Below are 25,559 nucleotides of genomic sequence, written 5' to 3'. Positions count from 1 at the left end.
TCTCCTACGCTACGTTCACGGGCTGGGTCTCGGTCTCGACGGGCTCGACCACCGGGGCCAGGTCCGACGGCGAGCTGAGCGTGCCGCGGACCGCGGTGGCGGCGGCGACGACGGGCGAGACCAGGTGGGTGCGCCCGCCCTTGCCCTGGCGGCCCTCGAAGTTGCGGTTCGACGTGGAGGCGCAGCGCTCCCCCGGCTCCAGCTGGTCCGGGTTCATGCCCAGGCACATCGAGCAGCCGGCGAACCGCCATTCGGCGCCGAAGTCCTTGAACACCTGGTCCAGCCCCTCGGCCTCCGCCTCCAGCCGCACGCGGGCCGAGCCGGGGACCACCAGCATGCGGATGTTCGGGTCCTTCTCCCGGCCGCGGATGACGTCGGCGGCGGCGCGCAGGTCCTCGATGCGCGAGTTCGTGCAGGAGCCCAGGAACACCGTGTCGACGCGGATGTCCTTCATGGGCGTGCCGGCGGCCAGGTCCATGTAGGCCAGGGCGCGCTCGGCGGCGGCCTTGGCGTTCTCGTCGCCGAAGTCCTCCGGGTTCGGGACGTTGCTGTTCAGGGACACGCCCTGGCCCGGGTTGGTGCCCCAGGTGACGAACGGTTCCAGCGTGTCGGCGTCCAGGAAAACCTCCGCGTCGAAGTCGGCATCCGCGTCGGTGGGCAGCGTCCTCCAGTACTCGAGCGCGGCGTCCCAGTCCGCGCCGACCGGTGCGTGCGGGCGGCCCCTGAGGAAGTCGAACGTGGTCTCGTCCGGGGCGATCATGCCGGCCCGGGCGCCCGCCTCGATCGACATGTTGCAGATGGTCATGCGGGCGTCCATGGACAGGGCCCGGATGGCGGAGCCCCGGTATTCGAGCACGTAGCCCTGCCCGCCGCCGGTGCCGATCTTGGCGATGACGGCCAGGATGATGTCCTTGGAGCTCACGCCCGGACGCAGCGTGCCCTCGACCGTGATGGCCATGGTCTTGAACGGCTTCAGCGGCAGCGTCTGGGTGGCCATGACGTGCTCCACCTCGGAGGTGCCGATGCCGAACGCCAGCGCGCCGACGGCACCGTGCGTGGACGTGTGCGAGTCGCCGCAGACCACGGTCATGCCCGGCTGGGTCAGGCCCAGCTGCGGGCCGACGACGTGCACGATGCCCTGCTCCTTGTCGCCCAGCGAGTGCAGGCGGACACCGAACTCCTTGCAGTTCGCCCGCAGCGTCTCGATCTGCGTGCGGCTGGTCGGGTCCGCGATGGGCCGGTCGATGGCCAGCGTGGGTGTGTTGTGGTCCTCGGTGGCGATGGTCAGGTCGGGGCGGCGCAACGGCCGGCCGGCCAGCCGCAGGCCCTCGAAGGCCTGCGGCGAGGTGACCTCGTGGATGAGGTGCAGGTCGATGTAGAGCAGGTCCGGCTGGGCGGCGTCGCCCGCACCCTCGCCCTGGCGGACGACGTGGTCGCGCCACACCTTCTCGGCCAGCGTCTTGGCTTTCCGCGGGGCGTTCTGCACCTGTGCTGAGTCGTGCGTTCCGGGTGTGGTTGCCTCGGTCACGGCCAGCTCCCTTCATCTGGTGTGCCGTGTTGGTGGCGTGGTCGCCCGGCACCGTGTTCTGTATGTGTCCACTGAACCAGCCCGTCCGCCACGGGGCCAGCCCGTCGATTTGCATCTCAAATAATGAGACGGCAATATCATTACATGGACAATTCTAGTGGCGTTGGCGTCATCGACAAAGCGGCCCTGGTCCTCGACGCACTCGAGGCGGGCCCCACCACCCTGGCGCAGCTCGTCGCCGCGACGGGCCTGGCCCGGCCCACCGTGCACCGGCTGGCCCTGGCCCTGGTGCACCACCGGCTCGTCAGCCGCGACATGCAGGGCCGGTTCGTGCTCGGTTCGCGCCTGGTCGAGCTGGCCTCGGCCGCCGGCGAGGACCGGCTGATCGCCGCCGCCGGCCCCGTCCTGCTCCAGCTGCGCGACTCGACCGGCGAGAGCGCCCAGATCTTCCGCCGGCAAGGCGACTGGCGTGTGTGTGTCGCCTCCGCCGAACGCCCGATCGGCCTGCGCGACACCATCCCGGTCGGCACGCAGCTGACCATGAAGGCCGGCTCGGCCGCCCAGGTGCTGCTGGCCTGGGAGGATCACGAGCGCCTGCTCGAGGGGCTGCAGAATGCCCGGTTCACCCCGACGGTGCTGGCCGGGGTCCGGCGCCGCGGCTGGGGCCAGAGCCTGGGCGAACGCGAGCCGGGGGTCGCCTCCGTGTCGGCTCCGGTGAGGGGGCCGTCCGGTCGCGTGATCGCCGCCGTGTCGATCTCCGGGCCGATCGAGCGCCTCACGCGCCAGCCCGGACGGCTGCACGCCGAGATCGTCTGCAACGCGTCCCGCATCCTGACGGAGGCACTGCGCAAGAGCGGCGACTGACCGGCTCCGCAAGGGCCGGCTCCGCCGTGTCCGGATTCCCGAAGCATCCACTGATCGATAGATCGGGGTGCGCGGCGTGCGCACCCCGATCTATCGATCAGTGGATCCGCGAATTTTGCGCATCATCGGCTGCATGCGGGCCCACTTCGGGGCACAATGGTGGCAGATAGAGCCCCGCCCGAGTCAAGGAGTCCACGATGGTCCTTCGCCGCAGCCGCAACCTCGCCCGGACGGCGGCCCACACGGCCGTGGCCGCCAAGACGATCAACGCCGTGGGCAACAGCGCCGCCCGCAAGCAGGCCGCCGCCCCGCCCCTCCCGGTGCCCGACGCCGCCCCGGCCGCCGCCCCCGCGGCGCCGGCCGAGGACCTGATCTCCAAGATCGAACGGCTGGCGGCGCTGCACCAGTCGGGCGCCATCACGGACGAGGAATTCGCCCTCCTGAAGGCCCGCGAGCTCGAGTAGATCCGGCAGCCGGGTCCGACGGCGGCACCCACCGTTCGCTCCATGCGTGCGGCGGGTGCCGCCGTCGTGCTTCAACCGGCCACCCGGTACGATCGGCGCATGACGAATTACGCCGTCTTCCTGCGCGGGGTCAACGTGGGTGGCATCAACATCAAGATGGCCGGGCTGCGCACCGCGCTGGCGGCGTTGCCCCTGCGCAACGTGGCGACGTTGCTGGCGTCCGGGAACGTCGTGTGCGGCGCCGACATGGGCCCCGCGGAGCTGAAGGCGCTGGTGGAGGACTGCCTGCGTTTGAATTTCGGCTATGACGCGTGGGTGGTGCTGCTGGATCAGGCGCGGCTTTCCGCGATCATCGACGCCTGCCCGTACCCGCCGGATTCCGCCGAGCGGCACAGCTACGTCACGTTGTCCTCCGATCCGGCCGTGCTCGACGAGCTCGAGGGTCTTGGCCGGGAATTCGACGATGCCGGCGTGCTGCGGCTCGACCCGGCGGCGCTGGCGTGGCTGGCGGCCGTTGGTGGCACGATCGACAGCCCGTTCAGCAAGCTCACCGCCAAGACCAAATACAAGGCGGCGACCACCACCCGCAACCTGCGCACCCTCATGAAGGTCCGCGACGCCCTCCTCCGGCCCAACTAGGGCGCGCTTAAGCACGCATTTCGGGGCCATTGGGTGCTTAACCGCGCCCTGGATGCCGTGGAACCGGGGGCCTGTGGATAACTTCTGCGTCCCTCCCGCGAACGCGTCATGATGTGGGGATGTTGCACCCAGACAAACTCCCACCAGAACTGTTGACCGGTCCCTTCACCACCGGCGAGGCCCACGACCTCGGCATCGGACGCGGCTGGCTCCGGCACCGGAAGCTGGTGCGCTTGAGCCGCGGCATCCGCACCGTCGAGGGCGCCGACTCGTCGCTGGCGCTGCTCACCCGCCCGTACTGCATTGTCACCGGTCACGCGGCCGCGTCGCACGCAACCGCCCTCGAGATCTGGGGCATGCCCGGCTTCCATCCCGACCGTGGTGGCCCCGGCATCCACATCGCCCGCCAGGCGCCCCACACCATGATGCGCCGCCGCGGAGTCATCGCCCACAAGACCCAGTTCCGCAACGACGAGGTCGTATTCCTGGACGGGCTGTGGATCACGACTCGGGCCAGGACCTGGCTTGACTGCGCCAGGAAAATGTCCATCGAGGAATTGGTGGTCGGCGCCGACCACCTGCTGCGCATCCCCCGCCCCGTCTTCGAAGCCCGCACCGCCCCCTACGCCACGCGCGCGGACCTTGAGCTTGCTATTTAACCCTTGTAGTGGGCCAATCCGACGGGCTGAATCCCGGGTTTGACCCGGTTGGGGTGGCCTTTGGGGCGTCCGGGCCCGGGCGTGGAGGCTACCGGCGGTTTTGCCGGGTGGACCGTGTTCTGGCAGGTCCGCCGATAGGTCGCCCGGACCCGTGCCGGAGACAGCCGGGGCTGCGGAGTCGGCGCCTGCCACGGCAGCCGGCATTCGGTGGCCAGGGGCCTGGCCAATCGCAGAAGCGTGTGCGCACTGAGGACGATCCAGGTCCACCGGTCGGCCGCTTCGGGATCACGCAGCCGGGGCCGGGTCCATCCCAGGTCTTGTTTCAGGAAACGGAAGGTGTGTTCGATGTCGAAACGGCGCAAATACATCGACCACCAGTGATCTGCCTCCACGGCATGATCGGGCACCGGTTTCGAGACCCAGAGCCATAACGGTTTGGGGTTCTGGTTTCCCGGCAGGCGCTCGACGTCCACCCCGATCACGGTTCCCTCGATCAGGGGCAGGGGCCCTGGGTGGTCTTTGAAGCGCCCGCGGGAATCGAGCTTGGGGTGCATCCGGGCGAACGCGACCGCATGGACCGTGCCGTAACGGTCCAGGACATGCTCCGTGGAACACACCGGGACCGGGTGGGTGGACCGGTCGGCCAGCACCAGCTTGGCCCCGTGCCGTGGTTGGCGGCCCTTGCTTGGTCCGCGGCGTGTCCCGGCCGGGGCGTAAAAAACCCTGTCCGACCGGAGCCGCCCGACCAGGACCACCGGCAGGTCGGCCAGCAGCCAGGCCAGGCGGGCCACCTCGTAGCCGGCATCCATGACCACCAGGACCTCCGGGTCCCGGGCCCGCTGCTGACCGGTACGGATCAGCCGGCCGAGCACCGAGCGCAATTGGGCGGCCGTGACACCCGTGGCGTCGTTCCCGGGACGCAACCGCACCACGTCAAGCAGCGCCGTCCAGGAGGTGGCCCCCGGCTCCAGTGCCGCCACGAAGGCGGCCAGCCCGGGATCATCTGTGCCTGCCCGTTGCGGGCGTACGTGTGGCAGAAGGCGCGGTCCGGACTGCAGGCGGCATCCGGGCGCAGCCAGTTCGACACGTCCACCGCCAGCACGATCCTCTCCCGGCCGGCAGGATTGGGCAGTTTGGCCACGGGCACCTCAGCAATGCAGGCCTTGAGCGCGTCGAGGTCGATCCGGCCACAGTTCATCGCGTCATAGAGTGCCCCATAGCTGCGGTGATGCTCGGGCTCCAGGGACAGGTGGGCCAGGTCGGTGACCTTCCCCTGGGCGCACAGCAGCGCGTCGGTCAGTTCGAACAACGTGTCCGCCCGCCGCGTCAGGCAGGCATGGTAGCCCTCACGGAACGCATCGACTCGCTCTCGATCCGCCGCCGCTGCCGGAGCACTGTCAGGGATAATCATGACCACGGCCGTCGTTTCTTGGTGGTGCTTCGGTGTCTGATACCACAAAGCATCGGAAACGACGGCCCTCAAGGCAAGCGGCACGCCGAACGGCCACCCCCATCCTCCGCGGCCCCACCCTCAAGGGTTAAATAACAAGTTGAGCGCTTGCTGGACCGCCACAAGGGAACCCCCGGCATCAGGAAGGCACGCGCAGCCCTGGAATTGGCCCGCGTCGGCTCGGACTCCGCCCCGGAAACCCGGCTCCGGCTTGCCGTGATCCGGCACGGACTGCCCGAACCGGAGCTGAACACCGCGATCATTCTGGGCTCGGGGACGGTCCGTGCCCCCGACCAGTCGTTCCGGAAGTACCGCATCGCCGTTGAATACGAGGGCGGCACCCACGCCGCGCCGGACCAGGTCGACCGGGACATCGCCCGCCAGGAGGACTACGCCGCCGCAGGCTGGGTTGAGGTGCGCCTCTCCAAGCGGCACATGGCCAACGGGGCACGCGCCGCCGTGGCCAAGATCCGCCAGGCACTGATCAGCCGCGGCTGGCCGGGACAGGGAAAGTAGGGCGCGGTTAAGCCCCGAAATGACGGGGTTTTGGTGCGCAAGTGCGCCCTACTTGGACTGGGCGGCGGCGAGGGCGTCCCGGAACGCAGCATAACGGGCCACCTCGGCCTCGACCGGGTCCACCACGAGCGTCTGGCCGATCGACGCGATGCCGTGGTTCAGCCGCTTCCGTGCCAGCCGGGCGCGACCAGCCGACCCGACGGCCGCAATGAGCTTGCCCGCCACGGCCAGGAAGACGCCCACGACCACCCCGGCGGCGACCATGAGCGTCGGCACCGGCCACCCCTCGACCCTCGGTGCCCGGGGCACGGCAAGCTGGAAGTAGCCGAGCCCGGCGACGACGCCCAGCCAGCCAAGCCCGGCCACGGCCACGGCCACGGCCAGCCACTGCAGCACGGAGAACACCGGCCACCACCAGGAGATCGCGTTCGCCCGCAGGTCCGTCGTCGCCACGGACTGGTCCAGTGCCTCGGGCAGGGCATCGCGGTGCGCGCGCGCCGCCGCCCGGATGGACGCCCGCCACGGGCCCGGGACGCCGTCGGCGCCCGCGTCGGCGAACGTGCGCACGGCCGAGTCCAGTTGCGCCTCTTCCGTTGTCCCGGGCCCCGGCAGTGACGTCCGGTTGACCTGCGGCGCATCGTCGCGGCGCAGGCTCAACCGCCGCAGCGGGTCCTGGCGGAACCGGGCCATCCACCGGGTCACCGGCCAGCCCGTCCGCCGTGTCGCCTCCAACCGGTACGACGCCCGCACGGCCGCCACCACGGTGTCCACGTGCGCGGCCCCGGCCAACCCGGCGGCCAGGATGCGCCGGTCCTGCTGGTGCACACCGTGAACCGGACCGGGCCCCGAAACGCCGGACGCCGCGGCCAATTCGCGGGCGGCGACCTGGACGTCGGCGGCCAGCCGGCGCGACTGCGCGGCGCGTTCCCGGACGACGACGGCGAACCGCGAGCGGAGCGCGTCGATCCCCTCCCCGGTGACGGCGGAGACCGGCAGCACCGTCGCGCCGTGCAGCCCGTCCCGGTCCAACAACCCGCGCAGCGACTCGTGCACGGGCCCGACCTCGTCGGGTCCCAGCCGGTCCACCTGGTTGAGCACCACGCAGGTCACGGCGCCGTGGGCGGAGAACCGCCGGATGAAGTCGTCATGGATGAGCGCATCGGCATACTTCTGCGGGTCGACCACCCACACCAGGACGTCCACCTGCCCGGCGAGCCGCTCGACCGTGGCACGGTGCTCGTGGTGGGTGGAATCAAAGTCGGGCAGGTCGAGCAAAACCAGGCCGCCGCCGTCGTCCGTCAGCCCCGGCACCGGCGCGCCCTCGCGCCGGTCCGCGACCCCCAGCCAATCGAGCAGCGGCGCGCTGCCGGCCCGCCCCCACGTGAGCGCGAGCGGCTCGCTCGTGGTGGGGCGGCGCACCGCCACGCGGGCGATGTCGGCCCGGGCCACGGCGTTGAACAGCGACGACTTGCCGCTGCCGGTCGCCCCGAAGAAGCCCACCACGGTGTGCTCGGCACTCAGCGAACGCCGCGACGCCGCCCGGTCCAGCACATCGTAGGTGCGTTGCAGCGCGGCGTCGTCCAACCGCCCCTCCCCCAGTTCACGTGCCTCGTTCAGCGCCGCCAACCGGCCAGCCAGCGCCGATTCCGCGCGGGCCTCGCGGTGCCGGCTCATGGGCGGCTCCCGAGGGTCGCGAGCGAGTCGGCCAGCCTGTCGAGCCGTTCCACGAACGGTGCGGCGCCGCGGTTCAGGGAGCCGATCCGGCCCAGGAAACGTTGCTGCTGCGCCGCCAGCAGGCTCTGGCACCTCTCCTGCAGGGAGTGGCGCGCCTGTTGCGCCAGGCGGCGGACGGCGTCCTCGCCGAAGATCGCCTCGAGCAGTTTTTGGCCGACGACGGCGGTGCCGCCGGCGATGCCGACCTCGATTCCCGTCAGTCCCCCGGTGAAGGAGAAAACGACGATCATCAAGATGACGCCCAGTCCGTTGACGCCGAAGGACAGCAAGCGGGCCCTTGACCGCTTGGCCGCGCCCTCGCTGCGGATCAGGGCCAGCACGTCCTGCTGCCAGCCCCGGATTTCGGCGGCGGCCTCGGCCGGGAACGTCGCGGGCAGTCCGGAGAGGTCGTCGGCGCCCAGCAGCTGCCGGCCGGCCGGGTCGGCACGCCACCGCTGGTCGGCGTCCTCGGCGGCGCGGGCCGCCTGGGCGACGATCACGGCCTGCAATCCGGTCTCGATGGCCGTCTCGACCTTGACGGCCGGGGCCGGCTGGCCCTTGAAGAACGCCCCGATCCTGTCCCGGACGCGGCCGATGCCGCTCTCGAGCGCCCGGAAGAACTCGCCCGTGCCGACGAAGTCCTGCCACCGGGACAGCACCTCGCCGCGCAGCAGCGTGCCGTCGCTGGTCGCGCGGGCGATGTGGTCGGCCGCGTCGGCATACGCGGCCTGCACGTCGTCGGCCAGTTGCAGGCTCGCCTCGTGCTGTTCCAGCGAGGCCCGGGACAGTTCGCGCACGGTGCCGGCCAGCGACCTTATGGTGCCGTCCAGGGTGCGCCGTGCGATCGCGGCCCGGTCGGTCGCGTGGGCGGAGATCGCGGCGAGCCAGTCCCTGACCGGTTCGACCGTGGCGGACGGGAGCATGCCGAGGGCGTCCAGGTCCGATTCGGGGACGACGAACAGTTCGGCCCCGGCCAGCCCCTCCCGTTCGAGCATGCCGCGCAGGTCGTCGCCCACCTCCGCCTCGGCGCCCGCCGGCACCCGGTCCAGGACGACGCCGACGAGGATGTCCCGGCCGGCGGCGTCCACGAGCAGCCTCCACGGCACGGCGTCCGCGTACCGGTTCGCCGTCGTGACGAACAGCCACAGGTCGGCGGCGGCAAGCAGTTGCGCGGCCAGGGCCCGGTTCGCCGCCGCGACGGAGTCCACATCGGGGGCGTCCAGCAGGGCGATGCCGGCGGGGACGGCCGGATCGGCGACCAGCACCAGGGACCCCATGGCGTTCGGGTCCGGCGCGGCGCCGGCCCTGGACGCGGGCGTGTTGGCGGCCACCGGTTCACCCCGGACCCGGGCCAGGGTCGGCAGGACGCGGGTGGAGGTGAACCAGGCGGCGTCGTCCGGGTGGTGCAGCAGGATGGGCTGGCGGGTGGTGGGCCGGATGGCGCCCGAGCGGGTCACGGGGCGGCCGACGAGTGCGTTGACGAGCGTTGACTTGCCGGCCCCGGTGGAACCTCCGACGACGGCGAGCAGCGGGGCGTCCAGGCTGCGGTAGCGGGGAATGATGTAGTCGTCCAGCTGGCCCAGCGCGGCGATGGCCTGGGCGCGGGTCTCCACGGCCCCCGGCAATTGCAGCGGAAAGTCGAGTTTGCCCAATTGGCTGCGGGCGTCCTCGAGCAACGCCACGGCCTTGGCCTGGCGTCCAGATAGGCGCGATGTTCCGCTCACAGGTTCATCATGCCAGTTTGTTTGCAATGACAAGCGCCATTCGCCATCCGGGCAAAAAAGAAAGACCGGAAACCCGAAGGTTTCCGGTCTTGCCAGTGACCCCAGCGGGATTCGAACCCGCGTTACCGCCGTGAGAGGGCGACGTACTAGGCCGCTATACGATGGGGCCCTAATACTTTCCTGCCGTTCTTTTGCCCGGCAAGCCTCAGAAATACTATCCGATTCCTGCCGTGCACGCCAATCGGCTTGCGTTGCTCTTTTGAAGCGCTGGGATACCAGGACTCGAACCTAGAATGACGGTACCAGAAACCGTAGTGTTGCCAATTACACCATATCCCAATGGCACTTTCGGGGCTCCGAAGTCCCCGGTTTCCCGTTCGCTCGGCGGCCCTCGCGCCGGGATAAAACTCTACCCGAAAGTTCACCCAAGGACAAAACGGGAGCCCGGCCAGGGCGGGAGTCGTCGGTCACAGGGTCTCGACGGGGCTCGACCAGCGCGGTCTCGCGGTGCTTGAGCTTGTCGAAATCGCGGGGGTCTCGACGGGGTCTCGACAGGCTCGACCAGCGGGATGTCTAACCGAGCAACCCCGCCAGCTCATCCAGCCCCGCCAGGCGCGGGCCGGCCCAGGACTCGGCCGCGGCGGATCCGCTCCGGTCCAGCCACACGCCCCACAGCCCGGCGTCCGTGGCGCCGACGGCGTCCAGCGTCAGGTTGTCCCCCACGTACAGCGTTTCTTCCGGCAGGGTGCCCAGCAGCCGGCACCCCTCATGGAACACGGCGGGTGCCGGCTTCGCCACGCCCACGGTGTCGATGCCGACCAGGGCCGTGACCCGGGACAGCCCGGCCCGGTCCAGCTTGGCGCGCTGGTAGTCGTGCACGTTGTTGCTCACGGCGCCGTACGGGATGCCCGCGGAATCAAGGCGGTCCAGCACCGGGAGGACATCGGCGAACGGGCGGATGAACCCGGGCTGCGCCTCCTCGTAGGCGGCCACCCAGGACGCCTCGCGCGCCGGGGAAAAGTTCGTGACGCCGAATGCGGCCAGCGCCGCCCGGGCCCGCAGGCCACGCTGCTCGGCGAAGCCGAATTCCCCGGCCACGTACCTGTCGTAGTAGCGTTCGGCGTCGTCGAGGTACAGCCCGGTGAACGCGTCCCACCCGGCCGGGGACAGGTCCAGCAGGTCCGCGCTGACCGCGGCGATGGTGTCCCGCATGGCCTGGCGCAGGTCGATGAGCGTGTCGTCGATGTCGAACAGGACGCCGGCGACCACCGGGCCGGGGGCGTCCCGCCCGGCCACGGCCGGCATCACCGGCGGAACGCCTTGATACGGGCCAGCGAGGACTCCTTGCCCAGGATCACCATGGATTCGAACAGGGGCGGCGAGATGCGACGGCCCGAAATGGCCGTGCGCACCGGCCCGAACGCCAGGCGCGGCTTGATGCCCAGGCCCTCCACCAGCGCGGCCTTCAACGCCGCCTGGATGGCCTCCGCCGCCCAGTCGGTCACCGGCTCGAGGGCGCCCAGGGCGGCGTCCAGCACCTCCGACACGTTCTCCGGCAGGCCCTTGCGCGCATCGTCGGCGACGTCGACGGCGTCGTCGTCCTTGAACAGGAACCCGAGCATCTCCGGCGCCTCGCCGAGCAGCGTGATACGCTCCTGGATCAGCGGTGCGGCCTCGGTGAGGATCTCCTCGTCCCGGGCGCTCAGGGACGAACCGAGCACGCCGCCGGCCTGCAGGTACGGGACCAGCCGGTCACGGAAGTCGGCGGCCGCCAGCATGCGCACGTGCGTGCCGTTGATGGCCTCGGCCTTCTTCACGTCGAAGCGGGCCGGGTTGCCGAGCACGTCGTGGATGTCGAAGTTCGCCACCAGCGTCTCCACGGTGAAGATGTCCTCGTCGGCGGACAGCGACCACCCCAGCAGCGACAGGTAGTTCAGCAGGCCCTCGGGAATGAAGCCGTGCTCACGGTGCAGGAACAGGCTCGACTCGGGGTCGCGCTTGGACAGTTTCTTGTTGCCGGCGCCCATCACGTACGGCAGGTGCCCGAACAGCGGCATGTAGTCGGCCACGCCCACCTCGTACAGCGCCTGGTACAGCGCGATCTGGCGGGGCGTGGAGGACAGCAGGTCCTCGCCGCGCAGCACGTGGGTGATGCCCATGAGCGCGTCGTCCACCGGGTTCACGAGCGTGTACAGCGGCGCGCCGTTGGGGCGCACGATCGCGTAATCCGGCACGGAACCGGCCTTGAAGGTGATCTCGCCCCGGACCAGGTCGGTGAAGGTGATGTCCGTGTCGGGCATGCGCAGGCGCAGGGCGGGCCGGCGGCCCTCCGCCTTGAACGCGGCAATCCGAGCCGCGCTCAGGTCACGGTCGAAGTTGTCGTACCCCAGCTTCACGTCCCGGCCGGCCGCCTTGTGCCGGGCCTCGACCTCCTCGGGCGTGGAATACGACTCGTACACGTGCCCGCCGGCCACGAGCTTGGCGATCACGTCCTGGTAGATGTCCCCGCGCTGCGACTGCCGGTACGGCGCATGCGGCCCGCCGACCTCAACGCCCTCATCCCAGGTGATGCCCAGCCACTTGAGCGCGTCCAGCAGCTGCAGGTAGCTCTCCTCGCTGTCGCGCTTGGCGTCGGTGTCCTCGATGCGGAACACGAGCGTGCCCTGGGTGTGCCGGGCGTACGCCCAGTTGAACAGGGCCGTGCGGATCAGCCCCACGTGCGGGGTTCCGGTGGGTGACGGGCAAAACCGGACCCGGACGGGGGTTTCGTCGGTGACGGAGGGGATGGGAGCTGCGGGGATGATGGCTGCAGTAGTCATGGTGGTCCCAGTTTATCCCCGGCGGCTCCCCCCGCTCGCGCGCTCGCAGCGGGCCCCTCGCCGCCGTGGGCCCACCCGCCCCCCGCGGCTCCTGCTGGTGACGGGCGACGCCGGTGCGCCGCCTTGGGTAGGCAACGCACCGGCGTCGTCCGTCACCTGATCTCGACAGGCTCGATCACCGGGTGTGGCTCGATCACCGGGTGTGGCTCGATCACCGGGTGTGGCTCGATCACCGGGCGTGGTGGGACTGCTGCAGCTGGTAGACGGGGGTGTCCAGCCCCTCCATGCGGGCCTTGAGCTGCAGGGCCAGGTAGTTCGAATAGTGCCGGCTCTGGTGCAGGTTGCCGCCGTGGATCCACAGGTTCGCGACGTTCGTGGGCTTCCACATGTTGCGCAGCTCCCCCTCCCACGGTCCGGGGTCGCGCGTGGTGTCCGACCCGTAGCCCCAGCACTTGCCGACCTGGTCCGCGACCTCGGGCGAGATGAGGTCGGCCAGCCAGCCGTTCATCGACCCGTACCCGGTTGCGTACACGATCAGGTCCGCCTCCAGTTCCGTGCCGTCCGCCATGACCACGGCGTTGCCGGTGATCTTCGCGACCTGGCCGGTGGCGAGCCGGACCCTGCCGTCGATGATCAGCTGCGAGGCGCCCACGTCGATGTAGTAGCCGGAGCCGCGCCGCAGGTACTTCACGAACAGGCCGGAGCCGTCCTCGCCGAAGTCAAGGTCGAACCCGGCGGCGGCCAGGTCCTGGTAGAACTTCGCGTCCCGGCGGGCCATCTCCGCATAGACGGGCTTCTGCGCGTCCGGCAGGATCCGGTACGGCAGCGACGCGAACAGCAGGTCGGCCTTCTCGGTGGTCACCCCGTTGGCCAACGCCTTCTCCGAGTACAGCTCGCCCAGGCCCAGATCCATCAGCGACTCGCTGCGCGAGATGTGCGTGGAGGAGCGCTGGACCATGGTGACGTCCGCGCCGTGCTCCCACAGGTCGGCGCAAATGTCGTGCGCCGAGTTGTTCGAACCGATGACCACGGCCCTCTTGCCCGTCCAGTCGCCGCCGCCCGGATGCTTCGACGAGTGGTACTGATCCCCCAGGAAACTGTCCGCGCCGTCGAACTCGGGGACGTTCGGGTAGCCGGAGACGCCCAGGGCGAAGACGAGCTGCTTCGGGCGCAAGGTGACCGGCACGCCGTCGCGCGTCACCTCAACCACCCATTCACCGGCGGCCTCGTCGAAACTTGCCTTGGTCGCTTCCGTGCTCGACCAGTAGTTCAGCTCCATGATGGCCGTGTAGTGCTCCAGCCAGTCGCCGATCTTGTCCTTCGCCGCGAAGACGGGCCAGTCGTCCGGGAATTTCAGGTACGGCAGGTGGTCGTACCAGACGGGGTCGTGCAGGTGCAGCGACTTGTACCGGTTGCGCCACGAATCCCCGGCCCGGGCGTTCTTCTCCACCACGATGGTCGGCACGCCCTGCCGGCGCAGCCGGGACGCCAGCCCGATGCCGCCCTGGCCGCCGCCGATGACCAGGCAGTACGGCTGCTCGTCGTAGCCCAATCTCGTTTCATTGTCCTGCTTGGCCTCCAGCCAGGACTTGCGGCCGCGGGTGATCTGGTGGGCCACGCCCTGCTCCCGGTTGGGGCCCCTCCTCTCCTCGTGGCCCTTGAGCTCCTGCATGGTGGTCAGCAGGGTCCAGCACTGGCCGTTCCTCAGGCGAAGATGACCATAGCCGCGGGCGGCGCCGGTCTCGAAGCCGATCCACGCCTCCGTGTTGTGTTCGTCCCCGGTGGCGTCCTCGGCGAGCGCCCACCCGGACGGCGCCACATGGTCGAGCCGGTCCGTGAGCATCTGGCCGATCTGGGCCTTGCCCTCGAACGTCTTCAGGTTCCACGTGAACGTCACGAAGTCCCGCCAGTAGCAGTCCTCGGCGAACAGGTCCCGCGCCGCCCCGACGTCCTTGTCTTGCAGCGCCGCATCCAAACCGGCAAGCCAGTTGGCGACGATCTCGTTTGGCGTCCGTGTCATGTCCACTCCCTTGTGTCCTTGGTTCTGCGTCCTTGGTTCCCGCTCCCACCGCTCGCCCCCGCCCTGCTCGGCGCGTACGCTGGTATGCACGTGATTGATCTCACAAGTACAGTCCCTCGGGGGTTGCAAGCGCGTTACATTGCCCGGCAGGAGAACCGAATGCCCACACCGCGGACCACGGCCAGGCCGGTTGGCGCCGCCTTGCGGTACTCGGACCCGTTGCGCTACGCGCGGTTGTTGCGGAGCGCGCACGAGGACGTCATCTCCGGCACGTCCCGCCTGGAGATCGCACCGGGCCTCCAGGATTCCTGGCGGCGTGCCATGACCCTGGGCATCAGCCCCGACCAGCACAGTCCCCGGCACGTGCACGAACCCGCGGACGTGCACCGGCTGCGGCACGACCACCCGCTGACCGCGGCCGTCCCGGCGTTGGCGGAACTGCTCGGCGACGAATCCGGCCGCCAGCTGCTGATCGTCACGGACGCCTCCGGCGAGGTGCTGTGGCGGTTCGGCAGCCGCCCGGCGCTGCGCCTGGCCGACTCGCTGGAATTCGTCGAGGGTGCCGACTGGTCCGAGTCGGGGATCGGCACGAACGCGATCAGCGAGGCACTGCGGACGGGGGCTCCCGAGCAGCTGTTCTCGGCCGAGCACCTGGTGCGCACCCACCACGACTGGGCATGCACGGCCGCCCCCATCCACCACCCGGTCACGGGCGCCTTGCTGGGTGTGCTGGACGTGTCCGGCCCGTTCGACACGCTCACGCCGGATTCCCTGCGCCTGGTCCGGTGCGCCGTGCGGGTGGCCGAGCAGATCATCGGCGCGACGACCGCGCCGGCGAGTGCCGGCGTCGACCATCACCCGCCCGTCGGCATCGCTTCCATCGAGCTGCTGGGTGAGCGGCCGGCCGTCGTGCGCGCGGACGGGACCCGGGTGCCGCTGACCGCGCGCCGGGCCGAGATCCTCGCGCTGCTGTGCTCGCGGCAGCAGGGATGGAGCGCCGACGAGTTGGCCTACGAGCTGTACGGCGAGGACGGGACGGCGGCCACGGTGCGCATCGAGATGCACAGGATCCGGGGCGTGCTCGGGGATGTGATCGACTCCAATCCGTACCGGCTGGCCTCGGCGGTGGCGGCGCGGGTGGACGTGAACCGCGTGATCGCGGCGCTGCGCGACGGTGACGTGGCCGGGGCGCTGGGGTTGTACCGGGCGCCGCTGCTGAGCCGGTCGTCCGCCGTGGCGGTGGAACTGCTGCGCGAGGAGCTTTCCGCGGCCGTGCGGACCGCCACGCTGGCCGACGGGTCCCTGGCCGTCCTCACCCGATGGCTGGGCACGGACATGGGTGCCGGGGACACTTCCGCGGTGGCCGCGCTGGAACGGCTGGCGGGCCCGGGTGATCCGCGCGTGGCGTCGTTCGCGGCCCGGGCCCGGCGGCTGGACAACGCGCTGCGGTAGGTTGCCGTGGCCGCCTGCCGACGGTGGGCAGTCTCCACCGGTTCCCGGCCCCCATCCGGGAAATGCACGTCCGTGCTACCGCGTCACCGGGTTGGACAGCCGGCCGATGCCCTCGATCTCGATGTCGCACCGGTCACCGGCCGTGACCAGCCCGACGCCGGCGGGCGTGCCCGTCATGATCACGTCGCCCGGCAGCAGCGTGAACGCGCGGGAGACGATCGAGACGAGTTCGCGCACGCCGCGGATCATCTGCGAGGTGTTGCCGTCCTGGCGCAGCTCGCCGTTCAGCCAGGCCTTGATGTCAAGGTCCTCCGGGTCCAGCTCGGTTTCAATCCACGGGCCCAAGGGCGCGGACGTGTCGAAGCCCTTGGCGCGCGCCCACTGCAGGTCGGTTTTCTGCGCGTCCCGGGCCGTCAGGTCGTTGCCGCACGTGTACCCGAAGATCACCTCGTCGACCCGCTCCTCCGGCACGTCCTTGCAGATCCGGCCGATGACCACGCACAGTTCGGCCTCGTAGGAGACCTCCTCGGAGAACTCGGGAAGCACGATGCGCTCCCCCGGGCCGATCACGGACGTATTGGGCTTCAGGAACAGCAACGGGTGGGTCGGCACCTCGTTGCCGAGCTCGTGGGCGTGCTCGACGAAGTTGCGGCCCACGCCGACCACCTTGCTGCGCGGGATGATCGGCGCGACAAGGCGCACGTCCTCCAGCGGATACCGGATGGTGGTCGGCTCGATGCCATTGAAGAACGGGTCGCCCTTGATGACAGTGACGACTTCACTGCCGGGATCCCCCTCCACCACGCCGTACTTCGGGTCATCGTCTACAACAAATCGGGCGATACGCATGGGGCCGAGTCTATCGGCTGAGTTGGCGCGGCGGTCGGCGCAAAACGAAACCGCGCCCGGTGGCTAGGGTTGCGACGGCTGGTACGGGTTCGACGGCGGCACGCTCGCCGCGCCGTCGGACAGGTACGGTCCCGCCGCGCCACCCTGCAGCCGGACCAGCTCACGGGTGTTGTCCGCCGTGCGAATCGTGGCGATCAGCGATTCGAGGCAGACCCGAGCCAGGACCAGCACCCTGAAGTGCACGCAATAGCTTCAACACGGTTCATGGCGCGGGTCCACGAATGTTTGCCGGATGCCGGCCCGGCAAAATCGCCGACATGCCCCACTGACGCAAACTGGTGGTCACTTGTTGCATGGAATCCGAGGATTTCGTGCAACAAGTGACCACCAGTTTGGTGGGGAGCTAGGCCAGGCGCGTCAGCCAACCGTGCAGGTCCTCGATGGCGCCGGTCTGGATGCCCAGCAGCTGTTCGCGGATCGACATGGTGACCTCGCCGGCACCGGAGCCCGGGGAGGCGATGACGCCGTCGGCCGTCTTCAGTTCGCCGATCGGGGTGAGCACGGCGGCCGTGCCGCAGGCGAACGCTTCCGTGATGTCGCCGGAGGCCACCCCGTCACGCCATTCGTCGATGGTGATCTTGCGTTCCTCCACCTTCATTCCGCGGTCGGCCGCCAGCTGCAACACCGAGGCCCGCGTGACGCCGTGCAGGATGTGCCCGTTCAGCGCCGGCGTGACGAGCCGGCCGTCCTTGAACACGAAGAAGATGTTCATGCCGCCGAGTTCCTCGATGGCGTTGTCGTTGAACGGGTCCAGGAACAGCACCTGCTTGCAGCCGTGCGCCTCGGCCTCCAGCTGTGCCGCCAGCGACGCCGCGTAGTTGCCGCCGCACTTGGCCTCGCCGGTGCCGCCCTCGCCGGCCCGGGCGTAGCCGGTGGACAGCCAGATCGACACGGGCTTCAGCTCGCCGCCGAAGTAGTTCCCGGCCGGGGACGCGATGACCCGGAAGGACACCTCCCGGGCCGGGCGCACGCCCAGGAACGCCTCCGTGGCGATCATGAACGGGCGCAGGTACAGGGCCTCGCCGTCGCCGGACGGCACCCAGTCCCGGTCGATGGCGACGAGCTGGCGCAGCGACTCGATGAACAACTCCGGCGCCAGCTCCGGCAGGGCCAGCCGGCGGGCCGAGGCGTTCAGCCTGGCCGCGTTGGCCTCGGGCCGGAACGTCCAAACGGAGCCATCGGCGTGCCGGTAGGCCTTCAGGCCCTCGAAGATCTCCTGCCCGTAGTGCAGCACCGCGGCGGCCGGGTCCATGGCAATGGGGCCGTAGGGTTCGATGCGCGCATTCGACCAGCCACCCTGGCCCTCCGCGTCGACCTTGTAGTCGATGACCGCGGTGTGGTCCGTGAAGTAGTCGCCAAAGCCCGGGTCGGCCAGGATGGCCGCCCGCTCGGCCTCGCTCTTCGGGGCGGTGTTTCGCTGCTGCGAGAACGTGAGCTCGCTCGTTGAAAGGGTCATGCTTCCTCCACATGAAATGTGCCCGTCACGGGTGGTGCCAGGGGGCCGGGCGGTTGGGTCTGTGCAGCGTAAGCACCCGCCAACTTTCGGTTACGGTGCACTCACTCTAGTGACCAAGCCTACCCCCGCGCCGTCAGAGCCGCGCGGCGATGGCGTCGCCGATGCCGCTCGTGGACCGCGGGCCGGCCTCGCCGCGGGCGGCGACGTCGGCGGCCACGGCCGTCTCGATCCGGGCCGCCGCGGCCGGGTGGCCCACATGGTCCAGCAGCAACGCCGCGGACAGGATGGCGGCCGTCGGGTCGGCCAACTGCCGCCCGGCGATGTCCGGGGCGGAGCCGTGCACCGGCTCGAACATGGACGGCGCCGTGCGGTCCATGTTGATGTTGCCGGAGGCGGCCAGGCCGATGCCACCGCTGACGGCCGCGGCCAGGTCGGTGATGATGTCGCCGAACAGGTTGTCGGTGACGATCACGTCGAACCGGGACGGGTCGGTGACGAGGAAGATCATGGCCGCGTCCACGTGCAGGTAGTCGACGGCGACGTCCGGGAACTCGGCCGCGACGGCCTCCACGGTGCGCTTCCACAGGTGCCCGGCATGGACCAGCACATTGTGCTTGTGCACGTAGGTCAGCTTCTTGCGCGGGCGCGCGGCGGCCCGGCGGAACCCGTCCCGGACCACGCGCTCCACCCCGTACGCGGTGTTCACGGACACCTCGGTGGCGACCTCGTGCGGCGTGCCCTTGCGCAACACGCCGCCGTTGCCCACATAGGGACCCTCGGTGCCTTCACGCACCACGACGAAGTCGATCGTGCCGGGGTCAGCCAACGGCGAGGCCACGCCGTCGTACAGGCGGGACGGACGCAGGTTCACAAAGTGGTCCAGGCTGAAGCGCAGCTTCAGCAGCATCTCGCGCTCGATAAGCCCCGACGGGATGCGCGTGTCGCCGGGCGCCGCGCCGACCGCGCCGAACAGGATGGCGTCGTGGCCGCGCAGGGCGTCGATGGTGCTCTCCGGGAGCGTCTCGCCGGTGGCCAGCCAGTGCTCGGCACCAAGCTTGTACTCCGTGAGGGACAACGCAACGCCGTCCGCCGCGGCGACCTTGGACAGGACCTTGACGGCCTCCGCAATGACTTCCGGGCCGATGCCGTCGCCCGGGATGACGGCAATATCAATCGATGCGCTCATGCCGCCAGCGTATCCAGACCATCCACATGATGGGCATTCGGTACCATCATGTGGACGGTCGGGCGGGCGGAGCCTCCACCCGGGGCAGGATGCCGGCACCGGCCCCGCCCGCCTACTGTTGACCGTGTGGTCATGCATTCCATCTACGACTGGTTCCGGCGGCACCGCTTTGCCGTCGACTTCACGGCCATGGCCGTGCTGTGGTTGCTCTTCGTGGGGCTCGGCACGGCCGGCGGTGCCGGCCTGCGCGGCGTTGCCTTCGACACGGTGCTGCTGGCCCCCCTCGCGTGGCGGCGCACCCGGACGGTCCCGTCCGGGGTCGTCATTGCCGCGGCGTGCATCGTGCAATGGTCGCTGTCCGTTCCGCCGTCGCCGGCGAACGTCGCCGTCCCGTTGACCGTCTACGCGCTGGCGGCGTACGCCCCCCGCTGGGCGAGCCTCGGCGGCCTGGTCCTGGCTCTGGGGGGCGGCGTCATGCTGGTCACCCGCTACTTCACCACCGTGACGGGCGAACCGGTGGCCTCGCTGCCCATCTCGTTCGTGCTGCTGGTGCTGGTGTGGGTGCTGGTGTTGTTCAGCTGGACCGCCGGCGACCTCACCCGGACCAAGCGCCTGCGCGAACAGGCGCTCGAGGACCGGGCACACCGGCTCGAGATCGAACAGCAGCAGGAGCGCGAGCTGGCGGCGGGCGATGAACGGGCGCACATCGCCCGGGAGATGCACGACATCGTCGCCCATTCACTGTCGGTCATCATCACCCAGGCCGACGGGGCCCGTTACGCCGCCGCCGCGGACCCGGCCGTCGCCCCCGCCGCGCTGGCCACGATCGCCGACACCGGCCGGACATCCCTGCGCGAAATGCGCCGGCTGCTGGGCGTGCTGCGTGGCGACGAAGCGGCCTCGACCCGCCCGCTGCCCGGCCTCGGCGACCTCGACGAATTGCTGCTGGGCACGCGCGCCGCCGGCCTCACGGTGTCCTACGCGGTCACCGGCGAACCACGCCGCACACTGCCCGCCGGCGCCGAACTGACCGCCTACCGCGTCGTCCAGGAATCGCTGACCAACGTCATCAAACACGGCGGACCGAAGGTCGTCGCGTCCGTGGTCCTCGACTGGACGGGCCGCGGCCTGCAAATCACCGTCACCGACGACGGCAGGGGCGCGGCGGCGTCGACCATCACCCGCGGCACCCTGCCCAGCGGCGGCGGCAACGGGCTGCGCGGCATGGCCGAGCGCGTGAAACTCTATGATGGAACGCTGGACGCCAAGCCGCGGGCAGGCGGCGGGTTCGTCGTCTTGGCCTTCATCCCCTACACGGAGACGTAAATGACCACCCATCCCATCCGCGTCGCCCTGGTCGACGACCAGCAGCTGGTCCGTTCCGGGTTCGGCATGCTCATCAATTCCCAGCCCGACCTGGAGGTGGTGGTCCAGGCCGGCAACGGCGTCGAGGCGCTCGCCGCCCTGCAGGCCACCGCCACCGACGTGGTACTCATGGACGTGCGCATGCCCGCCATGGACGGCATCGAGACGACGCGCCGGCTCATGGAGCGGATCCGGTCCGCGCCGGCCGGGTCATGGTTGTCGAGCCTGAAGATCATGGTCTTGACGACGTTCGACCTGGACGAGTACGCGCTGGCCGCCATCCAGGCCGGCGCCAGCGGGTTCCTGCTCAAGGACGCGCCGCCCGAGGAACTGCTCGGCGCCATCCGGACCGTGTACCAGGGCGACGCCGTGATCGCCCCGTCCACGACCCGGCGGCTGCTGGACCATGTGGCGCCGCTGCTGTCCGCGCCGAGCGCCTCCAACGACGCGAATGCGGCGGCCGTGGCGACGCTCACCGCACGGGAGCACGAGGTGTTCACGCTGATCGCCCAGGGGCTCTCGAACCCGGAGATCGCGTCCACGCTGTTCGTGTCCGAGGCCACGGTCAAGACGCATGTGGGCCACATCCTGGCGAAGCTGGGCGCCCGGGACCGCGTCCAGGTCGTCGTGATCGCCTACGAGACGGGCGTCGTCTCGCCGTAGCAACGCCCCCACCCTTCAGCCCGGCGCCATCGGGGTGCTGGCAATGCCCGTCTCCCGGCCGCTGAGCTCGGCGTCCAGGCTCTGCTGCGCGTCCCGCATCGACGCGGCGTAGGCGGGTTCGTTCATTCACGCCCAAATTTGGGCCTGCGGGACATCCTCGACGTGGGACATGACCCACCAGATATTGCCGAACGGGTCGCGCACGCGTCCGCCGCGGTCGCCCCAGGCGCTGTTCGACAGTTCCGTGACGATGCGCGCGCCCGAGGCCGTCGCCCTCGCGAAGGCGGCGTCGGCGTCGGGGACGAAGATCCGTAACAGGGACGGCATCACGGGCCAGTCCGCGCGTCGGTCGAACGCCAGCAATACGGTGTCGCCCACCCGGATTTCGGCGTGCCCGATGCTGCCGTCCTCGACGGCGACCCGGGCGAGTTCGATGCCCTCGAACGCGGCCGTGATGAAATCGAGCAGGGCGCCCGTGTCGTCGGTGACGATCCACGGAGCCGCGGTCGTGTAGCCGTCTGGCGTGGTGCCGGTCATGGCTGGCCCTCCCAATCGTGTCATCAGTGAAACCTGTACCCCGACCTTACGGCAGATGGCCGGCAACACACCTGGCCACCGTTCGAAGCAGACCGAACGCTGCGTGTCAACATCGTGCCCGTCCAAGCCGGCGGCCACCGGCGGACGGCGGGTCATCCCGCGGTAGGAGGGACCGGCGTCGCCCGTCACCGCTTTTCCACCTTGGCTCCGATCCACAGCCGGCCAAGCCACCCATAGCGTGGAGGCATGACGATCATCACCGACCCATCAACCACCACGACGCACGCCGTCCGGGCGCGGGGGCTGCGCAAGACGTACGGCAGCGGCGAGGCGTCCGTGCCGGCCCTGCAGGGCATCGACCTGGACTTCCCGGCCGGGCAGTTCACGGCCATCATGGGCCCGTCGGGCTCCGGCAAGTCCACGCTCATGCACTGCCTGGCCGGCCTGGACACGACCGACGCCGGCACCATCCACATCGGCGACACCGAACTGACCGGGCTGAACGACAAACTGCTCACGAAACTGCGCCGCGACCGGATCGGCTTCGTGTTCCAGGCGTTCAACCTGGTACCCACGCTGAGCGCCGAGGCCAATATCAAGCTGCCCGTGGCCCTCTCCGGCGGCACGCTCGACCCCGAATGGTACGAGTTCATCACCACCACGCTCGGGCTCACCGGCCGGCTCGGGCACAAGCCGCACGAGCTCTCCGGCGGGCAGCAGCAGCGCGTCGCCGTCGCCCGGGCCCTGCTCACCCGGCCCGACGTCGTGTTCGCCGACGAACCGACCGGCAACCTGGACTCCCGCTCCGGCGCCGAGGTGCTCGGCATGCTGCGGCGCAGCAGCCGAGAGATGGGCCAGAGCATCATCATGGTCACCCACGATCCCGTGGCCGCCTCCTACGCCGACCGCGTCGTGCTGATTGCCGACGGCGAACTGGTCGGCTCCCTGGAGGCGCCGACGGTTGACTCCGTGCTCGCCGCGCTCGCCAAGCTGGGGGCCTGACCGATGCTCAACGTTGCGCTCAGCCAACTGAGGACCCACTCGCGGCGGTTCATCGCCATCGCCATCGCCGTGCTGCTGGCCGTCGCGTTCCTGTCCGCCACACTCATGGTCAACGCCTCGACGAAGGCGTCACTGAACGCCAGCCTCGGGCAAAGCTACGTCAAGGCCGACCTGGTCATCTCCCCCACGGCAGGATCTTCGTTGACCGCGGCGTCGGCCGCCGCCGTGGCGGCCACGCCGGGCGTCGCGGCGTCGTACCCGCTCCGGCAACTCGGCCTGCAGGCGACGGCCGGGGGTTCGTCCATCGCTGCGTCGCTGCGCAACCTGCCGGCATCGGCGACGCTGGAACCTGTGGCGCTGACCTCCGGCGCCTGGCCCGCCGCCATCGGCCAGGTGGCCGTCGACGTCAAGACCGCCGAGGCCCAGCACCTGGTGATCGGCAGCACCCTGGCACTGAGCACGTACGGCCCGGCATCGGGGGCCGCCGACGCGCCGCGTGCGGCCACGCCGGCCATCACGGCCACCGTCACCGGCATCATGGCGGCGTCCGCCGACCCGCACGAATCCGGCCTGGCCCAGTTCGCCGCCACCAACACCACGGTGGCCGCCTTCGAGGGCCCGGCGCCGACCTACGGCACGATCACCGTTGCCCTGAAACCCGGCGCCGATGTGGCAAGCACGACGGCGGCGCTCGCCGCCGCCGTGAAGCAGCCGGTGTCCAGCGTGCTCACCCCGGAGCAGAAGACGACCGAGACGGTCCAGTCGTTCACCGGCGGGTCCGACCGGCTCACGATCGTGCTGCTCGCCTTCGCGGCCGTGGCCCTGCTCGTCTCGGCCCTGGTCGTGTCCAACACGTTCTCCGTCCTGGTGGCCCAGCGCACGCGCGAACTGGCGCTGCTGCGGTGCGTGGGCGCCAGCCGGCGACAGATCCGCAATTCCGTGCTGCTGGAGGCCCTCATCACCGGGTTCCTCGCCTCCGTGCTGGGGGTGGCGTTCGCGATCGGTGTCATGGCCGTGGTGCTCGGGGCACTGGGCCAGAATCCCGACTTCCGCTTCGCCACCTTGGCGGTGCCGCCGTCGTCCGTCATCGGCGGGCTGGTGGTCGGCACCCTGCTGACGCTCGTCGCCGCGCTGGTGCCGGCCCGGGCCGCGACCGCCGTCGCCCCGTTGGCGGCGCTGCGTCCGGCCGACGAACTGTCCGTGCGCAGCAAGCGCGGACGGGCCCGGCTCGCGCTGGGCATCGCCCTGCTCCTGCTGGGCGGCGCCGGCCTGGTGTACGCCGGGCTGGCCGCCAACCTGGTGGTGGCCGTGCCGTCCGGGGCCATGTCCTTCGTCGGCCTCATCCTGGCCGCGACACTGTTCGTGCCGCGGCTGGTCGGCGCGGCCGGGCGCCTGGCCGCGCCCGCCGGCGTGCCGGGCAAGATGGCCGCCGTGAACGCCGTGCGCAACCCGCGCCGGACCACGGCCACGGCGTCGGCGCTGATCATCGGCGTCACGCTGGTCACCATGATGATGGCCGGCGCCGCCACCGCCCGCACCGCGCTGAACAGCTCGCTGGACAACCACTTCCCGGTGGATGTGAGCGTCCATGGCGCGTCATTCACGGACGCCCAACTGGCCGCCGCCGCGAAGCAGCGGGGCGTGAAGGCGCTGGCCGTCCTCTCCCCGGTGGGCTCGGCCACGACCGCCGCGGGCGACCTCCCGGTCTACTCCATTTCCGACGCCGGCGCGGCCGCCGTGCTGAAGAACCCGGCCAACCGGCCGGCCCGCGGAACCGTGGTCATGCCCAAGGGCACGACGGCGGCCTCCGTGACAGTCAACCACGGCGGCGCCAACACCGTACTGCCCGTGCATGTGGGGACCGGGTCCGGCCTGCCCCCGCTGGTCTCGGCGTCCACCATCGCGGCGTCCGGCGCGGGTGCCGGACAGCAGGTTTGGATCTCCGTGGACCCGTCGCTGGACGCCTCGGCGCTCATGGCGTTGCGGGCCCCGCTTGCGAAGGACCTCGGCGTGCAGGACTTCCAGGTGGCGGGGACGGCCATTGAGAAGGCCCAGTTCGGGCAGGTCGTCGACATGCTGCTGCTGGTCGTCACGGGCATGCTGGCGGTGGCCGTGCTGATCGCGCTGATCGGCGTGGCGAACACGTTGTCGCTGTCCGTGCTCGAGCGGACCCGGGAGAACTCGCTGCTGCGGGCGCTCGGCCTGACCCGCGGACAGCTGCGCGGCATGCTGGCCCTGGAGGCCGTGCTGATCGCGGGCGTCTCCGCGATCATCGGCTCGGTGCTCGGCGTGGTCTACGGATGGCTGGGTGCACAGTCGGCGCTGGGGTCGTTCACGGCCGTGACGGCCGTGATCCCGTGGGGCCAGGTGGTGCTGGTCATCCTGGTGGCGGCCGCCGCGGGCCTGCTGGCCTCCGTGATCCCGGCCCGGCGCGCGGCGCGGCTGTCCCCCGTGGCCGGCCTGGCGATGGAATAGCCCTTCGTGTGGGCTTCTGCCACCGTTTCCGCTTTCTGCCACCGGTCTGCCGGGCGCGGAAAGCGGAAGCGGTGGCAGATGTCCGCGCCGATCCGCCACGCGGGTTATCCACAGCCTT

21 protein-coding genes, 2 tRNA genes and 1 pseudogene are annotated in these 25,559 nt (G+C 70.4%); 10 read left to right on the top strand and 14 right to left on the bottom strand.

The window, feature by feature from the left end; genetic code table 11:
• Nucleotides 1-4 precede the first annotated feature (4 nt).
• On the bottom strand, nucleotides 5-1,486 hold the full coding sequence (gene leuC, locus EJC77_RS06440; protein WP_125610853.1) for a 3-isopropylmalate dehydratase large subunit: 1,482 nt from the start codon (nucleotides 1,484-1,486) through the stop codon (nucleotides 5-7).
• Between the two features lie 186 nt (nucleotides 1,487-1,672).
• Here leuC and EJC77_RS06435 point away from each other — a divergent pair, with 186 nt between their 5' ends.
• From EJC77_RS06435 to EJC77_RS06420, 4 genes are all read left to right on the top strand, one after another.
• Nucleotides 1,673-2,392 carry an IclR family transcriptional regulator gene (locus EJC77_RS06435; protein ID WP_125610800.1) on the top strand — a complete coding sequence of 240 codons (720 nt, stop codon included), beginning with the start codon at nucleotides 1,673-1,675 and terminating at the stop codon, nucleotides 2,390-2,392.
• A gap of 197 nt (nucleotides 2,393-2,589) precedes the next feature.
• Complete coding sequence (locus EJC77_RS06430) at nucleotides 2,590-2,856, top strand: SHOCT domain-containing protein (protein WP_125610798.1); 267 nt, start codon at nucleotides 2,590-2,592, stop codon at nucleotides 2,854-2,856.
• Nucleotides 2,857-2,955: 99 nt separating this feature from the next.
• Complete coding sequence (locus tag EJC77_RS06425) at nucleotides 2,956-3,495, top strand: DUF1697 domain-containing protein (RefSeq protein ID WP_125610796.1); 540 nt, start codon at nucleotides 2,956-2,958, stop codon at nucleotides 3,493-3,495.
• 119 nt (nucleotides 3,496-3,614) lie between these two features.
• On the top strand, nucleotides 3,615-4,154 hold the full coding sequence (locus EJC77_RS06420; protein ID WP_125610794.1) for a hypothetical protein: 540 nt from the start codon (nucleotides 3,615-3,617) through the stop codon (nucleotides 4,152-4,154).
• Here the strand turns inward: EJC77_RS06420 and EJC77_RS06415 are convergent.
• A pseudogene (locus EJC77_RS06415) lies at nucleotides 4,151-5,565 on the bottom strand (NF041680 family putative transposase). The gene EJC77_RS06420 and the pseudogene EJC77_RS06415 overlap by 4 nt on opposite strands.
• A 147-nt stretch (nucleotides 5,566-5,712) precedes the next feature.
• Here EJC77_RS06415 and EJC77_RS06410 point away from each other — a divergent pair.
• On the top strand, nucleotides 5,713-6,120 hold the full coding sequence (locus EJC77_RS06410) for a hypothetical protein (protein WP_125610792.1): 408 nt from the start codon (nucleotides 5,713-5,715) through the stop codon (nucleotides 6,118-6,120).
• A gap of 48 nt (nucleotides 6,121-6,168) precedes the next feature.
• Here EJC77_RS06410 and EJC77_RS06405 read toward each other — a convergent pair whose 3' ends face one another.
• The 7 genes from EJC77_RS06405 to EJC77_RS06375 form a co-directional block, all read right to left on the bottom strand.
• Complete coding sequence (locus tag EJC77_RS06405; RefSeq protein WP_125610789.1) at nucleotides 6,169-7,794, bottom strand: GTPase; 1,626 nt, start codon at nucleotides 7,792-7,794, stop codon at nucleotides 6,169-6,171.
• On the bottom strand, nucleotides 7,791-9,557 hold the full coding sequence (locus EJC77_RS06400; protein WP_240629854.1) for a dynamin family protein: 1,767 nt from the start codon (nucleotides 9,555-9,557) through the stop codon (nucleotides 7,791-7,793). The genes EJC77_RS06405 and EJC77_RS06400 overlap by 4 nt, the downstream gene beginning before the upstream one ends.
• Before the next feature lie 96 nt (nucleotides 9,558-9,653).
• Nucleotides 9,654-9,726, bottom strand: a tRNA-Glu gene (locus EJC77_RS06395).
• Nucleotides 9,727-9,824: 98 nt separating this feature from the next.
• A tRNA-Gln gene (locus tag EJC77_RS06390) sits at nucleotides 9,825-9,896 on the bottom strand.
• A gap of 234 nt (nucleotides 9,897-10,130) precedes the next feature.
• Nucleotides 10,131-10,862, bottom strand: coding sequence for an HAD family hydrolase (locus EJC77_RS06385; protein ID WP_125610787.1), 732 nt, complete (start codon nucleotides 10,860-10,862; stop codon nucleotides 10,131-10,133).
• Nucleotides 10,862-12,376 (bottom strand): glutamate--tRNA ligase, encoded by a 1,515-nt coding sequence (gene gltX / locus EJC77_RS06380; protein ID WP_125610785.1) that lies wholly within the window; start codon nucleotides 12,374-12,376, stop codon nucleotides 10,862-10,864. The genes EJC77_RS06385 and gltX overlap by 1 nt, the downstream gene beginning before the upstream one ends.
• 229 nt (nucleotides 12,377-12,605) lie before the next feature.
• The gene (locus EJC77_RS06375) at nucleotides 12,606-14,396 is read right to left on the bottom strand and encodes a flavin-containing monooxygenase (protein WP_125610784.1); all 1,791 of its coding nucleotides are present in this window, start codon (nucleotides 14,394-14,396) and stop codon (nucleotides 12,606-12,608) included.
• A gap of 159 nt (nucleotides 14,397-14,555) precedes the next feature.
• Here EJC77_RS06375 and EJC77_RS06370 point away from each other — a divergent pair, with 159 nt between their 5' ends.
• A complete protein-coding gene (locus tag EJC77_RS06370) occupies nucleotides 14,556-15,848 on the top strand; it encodes a helix-turn-helix domain-containing protein (RefSeq protein WP_125610783.1) in 1,293 nt (430 codons plus the stop codon).
• Between the two features lie 75 nt (nucleotides 15,849-15,923).
• On the opposite strand, the gene EJC77_RS06365 is transcribed toward EJC77_RS06370, so the two are convergent.
• From EJC77_RS06365 to EJC77_RS06350, 4 genes are all read right to left on the bottom strand, one after another.
• Nucleotides 15,924-16,697, bottom strand: coding sequence for a fumarylacetoacetate hydrolase family protein (locus EJC77_RS06365; RefSeq protein WP_125610782.1), 774 nt, complete (start codon nucleotides 16,695-16,697; stop codon nucleotides 15,924-15,926).
• A gap of 63 nt (nucleotides 16,698-16,760) precedes the next feature.
• Nucleotides 16,761-16,940 (bottom strand): hypothetical protein, encoded by a 180-nt coding sequence (locus EJC77_RS06360; protein ID WP_125610781.1) that lies wholly within the window; start codon nucleotides 16,938-16,940, stop codon nucleotides 16,761-16,763.
• Between the two features lie 160 nt (nucleotides 16,941-17,100).
• Nucleotides 17,101-18,213 (bottom strand): branched-chain amino acid aminotransferase, encoded by a 1,113-nt coding sequence (locus EJC77_RS06355; RefSeq protein WP_125610779.1) that lies wholly within the window; start codon nucleotides 18,211-18,213, stop codon nucleotides 17,101-17,103.
• Between the two features lie 133 nt (nucleotides 18,214-18,346).
• The gene (locus EJC77_RS06350) at nucleotides 18,347-19,399 is read right to left on the bottom strand and encodes a 3-isopropylmalate dehydrogenase (RefSeq protein ID WP_125610777.1); all 1,053 of its coding nucleotides are present in this window, start codon (nucleotides 19,397-19,399) and stop codon (nucleotides 18,347-18,349) included.
• Between the two features lie 132 nt (nucleotides 19,400-19,531).
• Here EJC77_RS06350 and EJC77_RS06345 point away from each other — a divergent pair, with 132 nt between their 5' ends.
• Complete coding sequence (locus EJC77_RS06345; RefSeq protein WP_125610775.1) at nucleotides 19,532-20,725, top strand: sensor histidine kinase; 1,194 nt, start codon at nucleotides 19,532-19,534, stop codon at nucleotides 20,723-20,725.
• The gene (locus EJC77_RS06340) at nucleotides 20,726-21,427 is read left to right on the top strand and encodes a response regulator (RefSeq protein WP_125610773.1); all 702 of its coding nucleotides are present in this window, start codon (nucleotides 20,726-20,728) and stop codon (nucleotides 21,425-21,427) included.
• Between the two features lie 126 nt (nucleotides 21,428-21,553).
• Here the strand turns inward: EJC77_RS06340 and EJC77_RS06335 are convergent, their stop codons facing one another.
• Nucleotides 21,554-21,964, bottom strand: coding sequence for a VOC family protein (locus EJC77_RS06335; RefSeq protein ID WP_240629852.1), 411 nt, complete (start codon nucleotides 21,962-21,964; stop codon nucleotides 21,554-21,556).
• Nucleotides 21,965-22,210: 246 nt separating this feature from the next.
• Here EJC77_RS06335 and EJC77_RS06330 point away from each other — a divergent pair, with 246 nt between their 5' ends.
• Nucleotides 22,211-22,966 (top strand): ABC transporter ATP-binding protein, encoded by a 756-nt coding sequence (locus EJC77_RS06330; protein WP_125610771.1) that lies wholly within the window; start codon nucleotides 22,211-22,213, stop codon nucleotides 22,964-22,966.
• A 3-nt stretch (nucleotides 22,967-22,969) separates the two neighbouring features.
• A complete protein-coding gene (locus EJC77_RS06325) occupies nucleotides 22,970-25,441 on the top strand; it encodes an FtsX-like permease family protein (protein ID WP_125610769.1) in 2,472 nt (823 codons plus the stop codon).
• Nucleotides 25,442-25,559 lie beyond the last annotated feature (118 nt).

Origin of the sequence: Specibacter cremeus (genome assembly GCF_003946885.1) — a bacterium.
Taxonomy (GTDB): Bacteria; Actinomycetota; Actinomycetes; order Actinomycetales; family Micrococcaceae; genus Specibacter; species Specibacter cremeus.
Note: the sequence above shows the minus strand (reverse complement) of the source record. Positions and strands in the feature narration are given on the sequence as shown.

Coding starts and splice junctions, on each gene's coding strand:
- EJC77_RS06435 (WP_125610800.1), top strand. CDS start 1,673: ATGGACAATTCTAGTGGCGTTGGCGTCATCGACAAAGCGGCCCTGGTC.
- EJC77_RS06430 (WP_125610798.1), top strand. CDS start 2,590: ATGGTCCTTCGCCGCAGCCGCAACCTCGCCCGGACGGCGGCCCACACG.
- EJC77_RS06425 (WP_125610796.1), top strand. CDS start 2,956: ATGACGAATTACGCCGTCTTCCTGCGCGGGGTCAACGTGGGTGGCATC.
- EJC77_RS06420 (WP_125610794.1), top strand. CDS start 3,615: ATGTTGCACCCAGACAAACTCCCACCAGAACTGTTGACCGGTCCCTTC.
- EJC77_RS06405 (WP_125610789.1), bottom strand. CDS start 7,794: ATGAGCCGGCACCGCGAGGCCCGCGCGGAATCGGCGCTGGCTGGCCGG.
- EJC77_RS06385 (WP_125610787.1), bottom strand. CDS start 10,862: ATGCCGGCCGTGGCCGGGCGGGACGCCCCCGGCCCGGTGGTCGCCGGC.
- gltX (WP_125610785.1), bottom strand. CDS start 12,376: ATGACTACTGCAGCCATCATCCCCGCAGCTCCCATCCCCTCCGTCACC.
- EJC77_RS06375 (WP_125610784.1), bottom strand. CDS start 14,396: ATGACACGGACGCCAAACGAGATCGTCGCCAACTGGCTTGCCGGTTTG.
- EJC77_RS06370 (WP_125610783.1), top strand. CDS start 14,556: ATGCCCACACCGCGGACCACGGCCAGGCCGGTTGGCGCCGCCTTGCGG.
- EJC77_RS06365 (WP_125610782.1), bottom strand. CDS start 16,697: ATGCGTATCGCCCGATTTGTTGTAGACGATGACCCGAAGTACGGCGTG.
- EJC77_RS06355 (WP_125610779.1), bottom strand. CDS start 18,213: ATGACCCTTTCAACGAGCGAGCTCACGTTCTCGCAGCAGCGAAACACC.
- EJC77_RS06350 (WP_125610777.1), bottom strand. CDS start 19,399: ATGAGCGCATCGATTGATATTGCCGTCATCCCGGGCGACGGCATCGGC.
- EJC77_RS06345 (WP_125610775.1), top strand. CDS start 19,532: ATGCATTCCATCTACGACTGGTTCCGGCGGCACCGCTTTGCCGTCGAC.
- EJC77_RS06340 (WP_125610773.1), top strand. CDS start 20,726: ATGACCACCCATCCCATCCGCGTCGCCCTGGTCGACGACCAGCAGCTG.
- EJC77_RS06335 (WP_240629852.1), bottom strand. CDS start 21,964: ATGACCGGCACCACGCCAGACGGCTACACGACCGCGGCTCCGTGGATC.
- EJC77_RS06330 (WP_125610771.1), top strand. CDS start 22,211: ATGACGATCATCACCGACCCATCAACCACCACGACGCACGCCGTCCGG.
- EJC77_RS06325 (WP_125610769.1), top strand. CDS start 22,970: ATGCTCAACGTTGCGCTCAGCCAACTGAGGACCCACTCGCGGCGGTTC.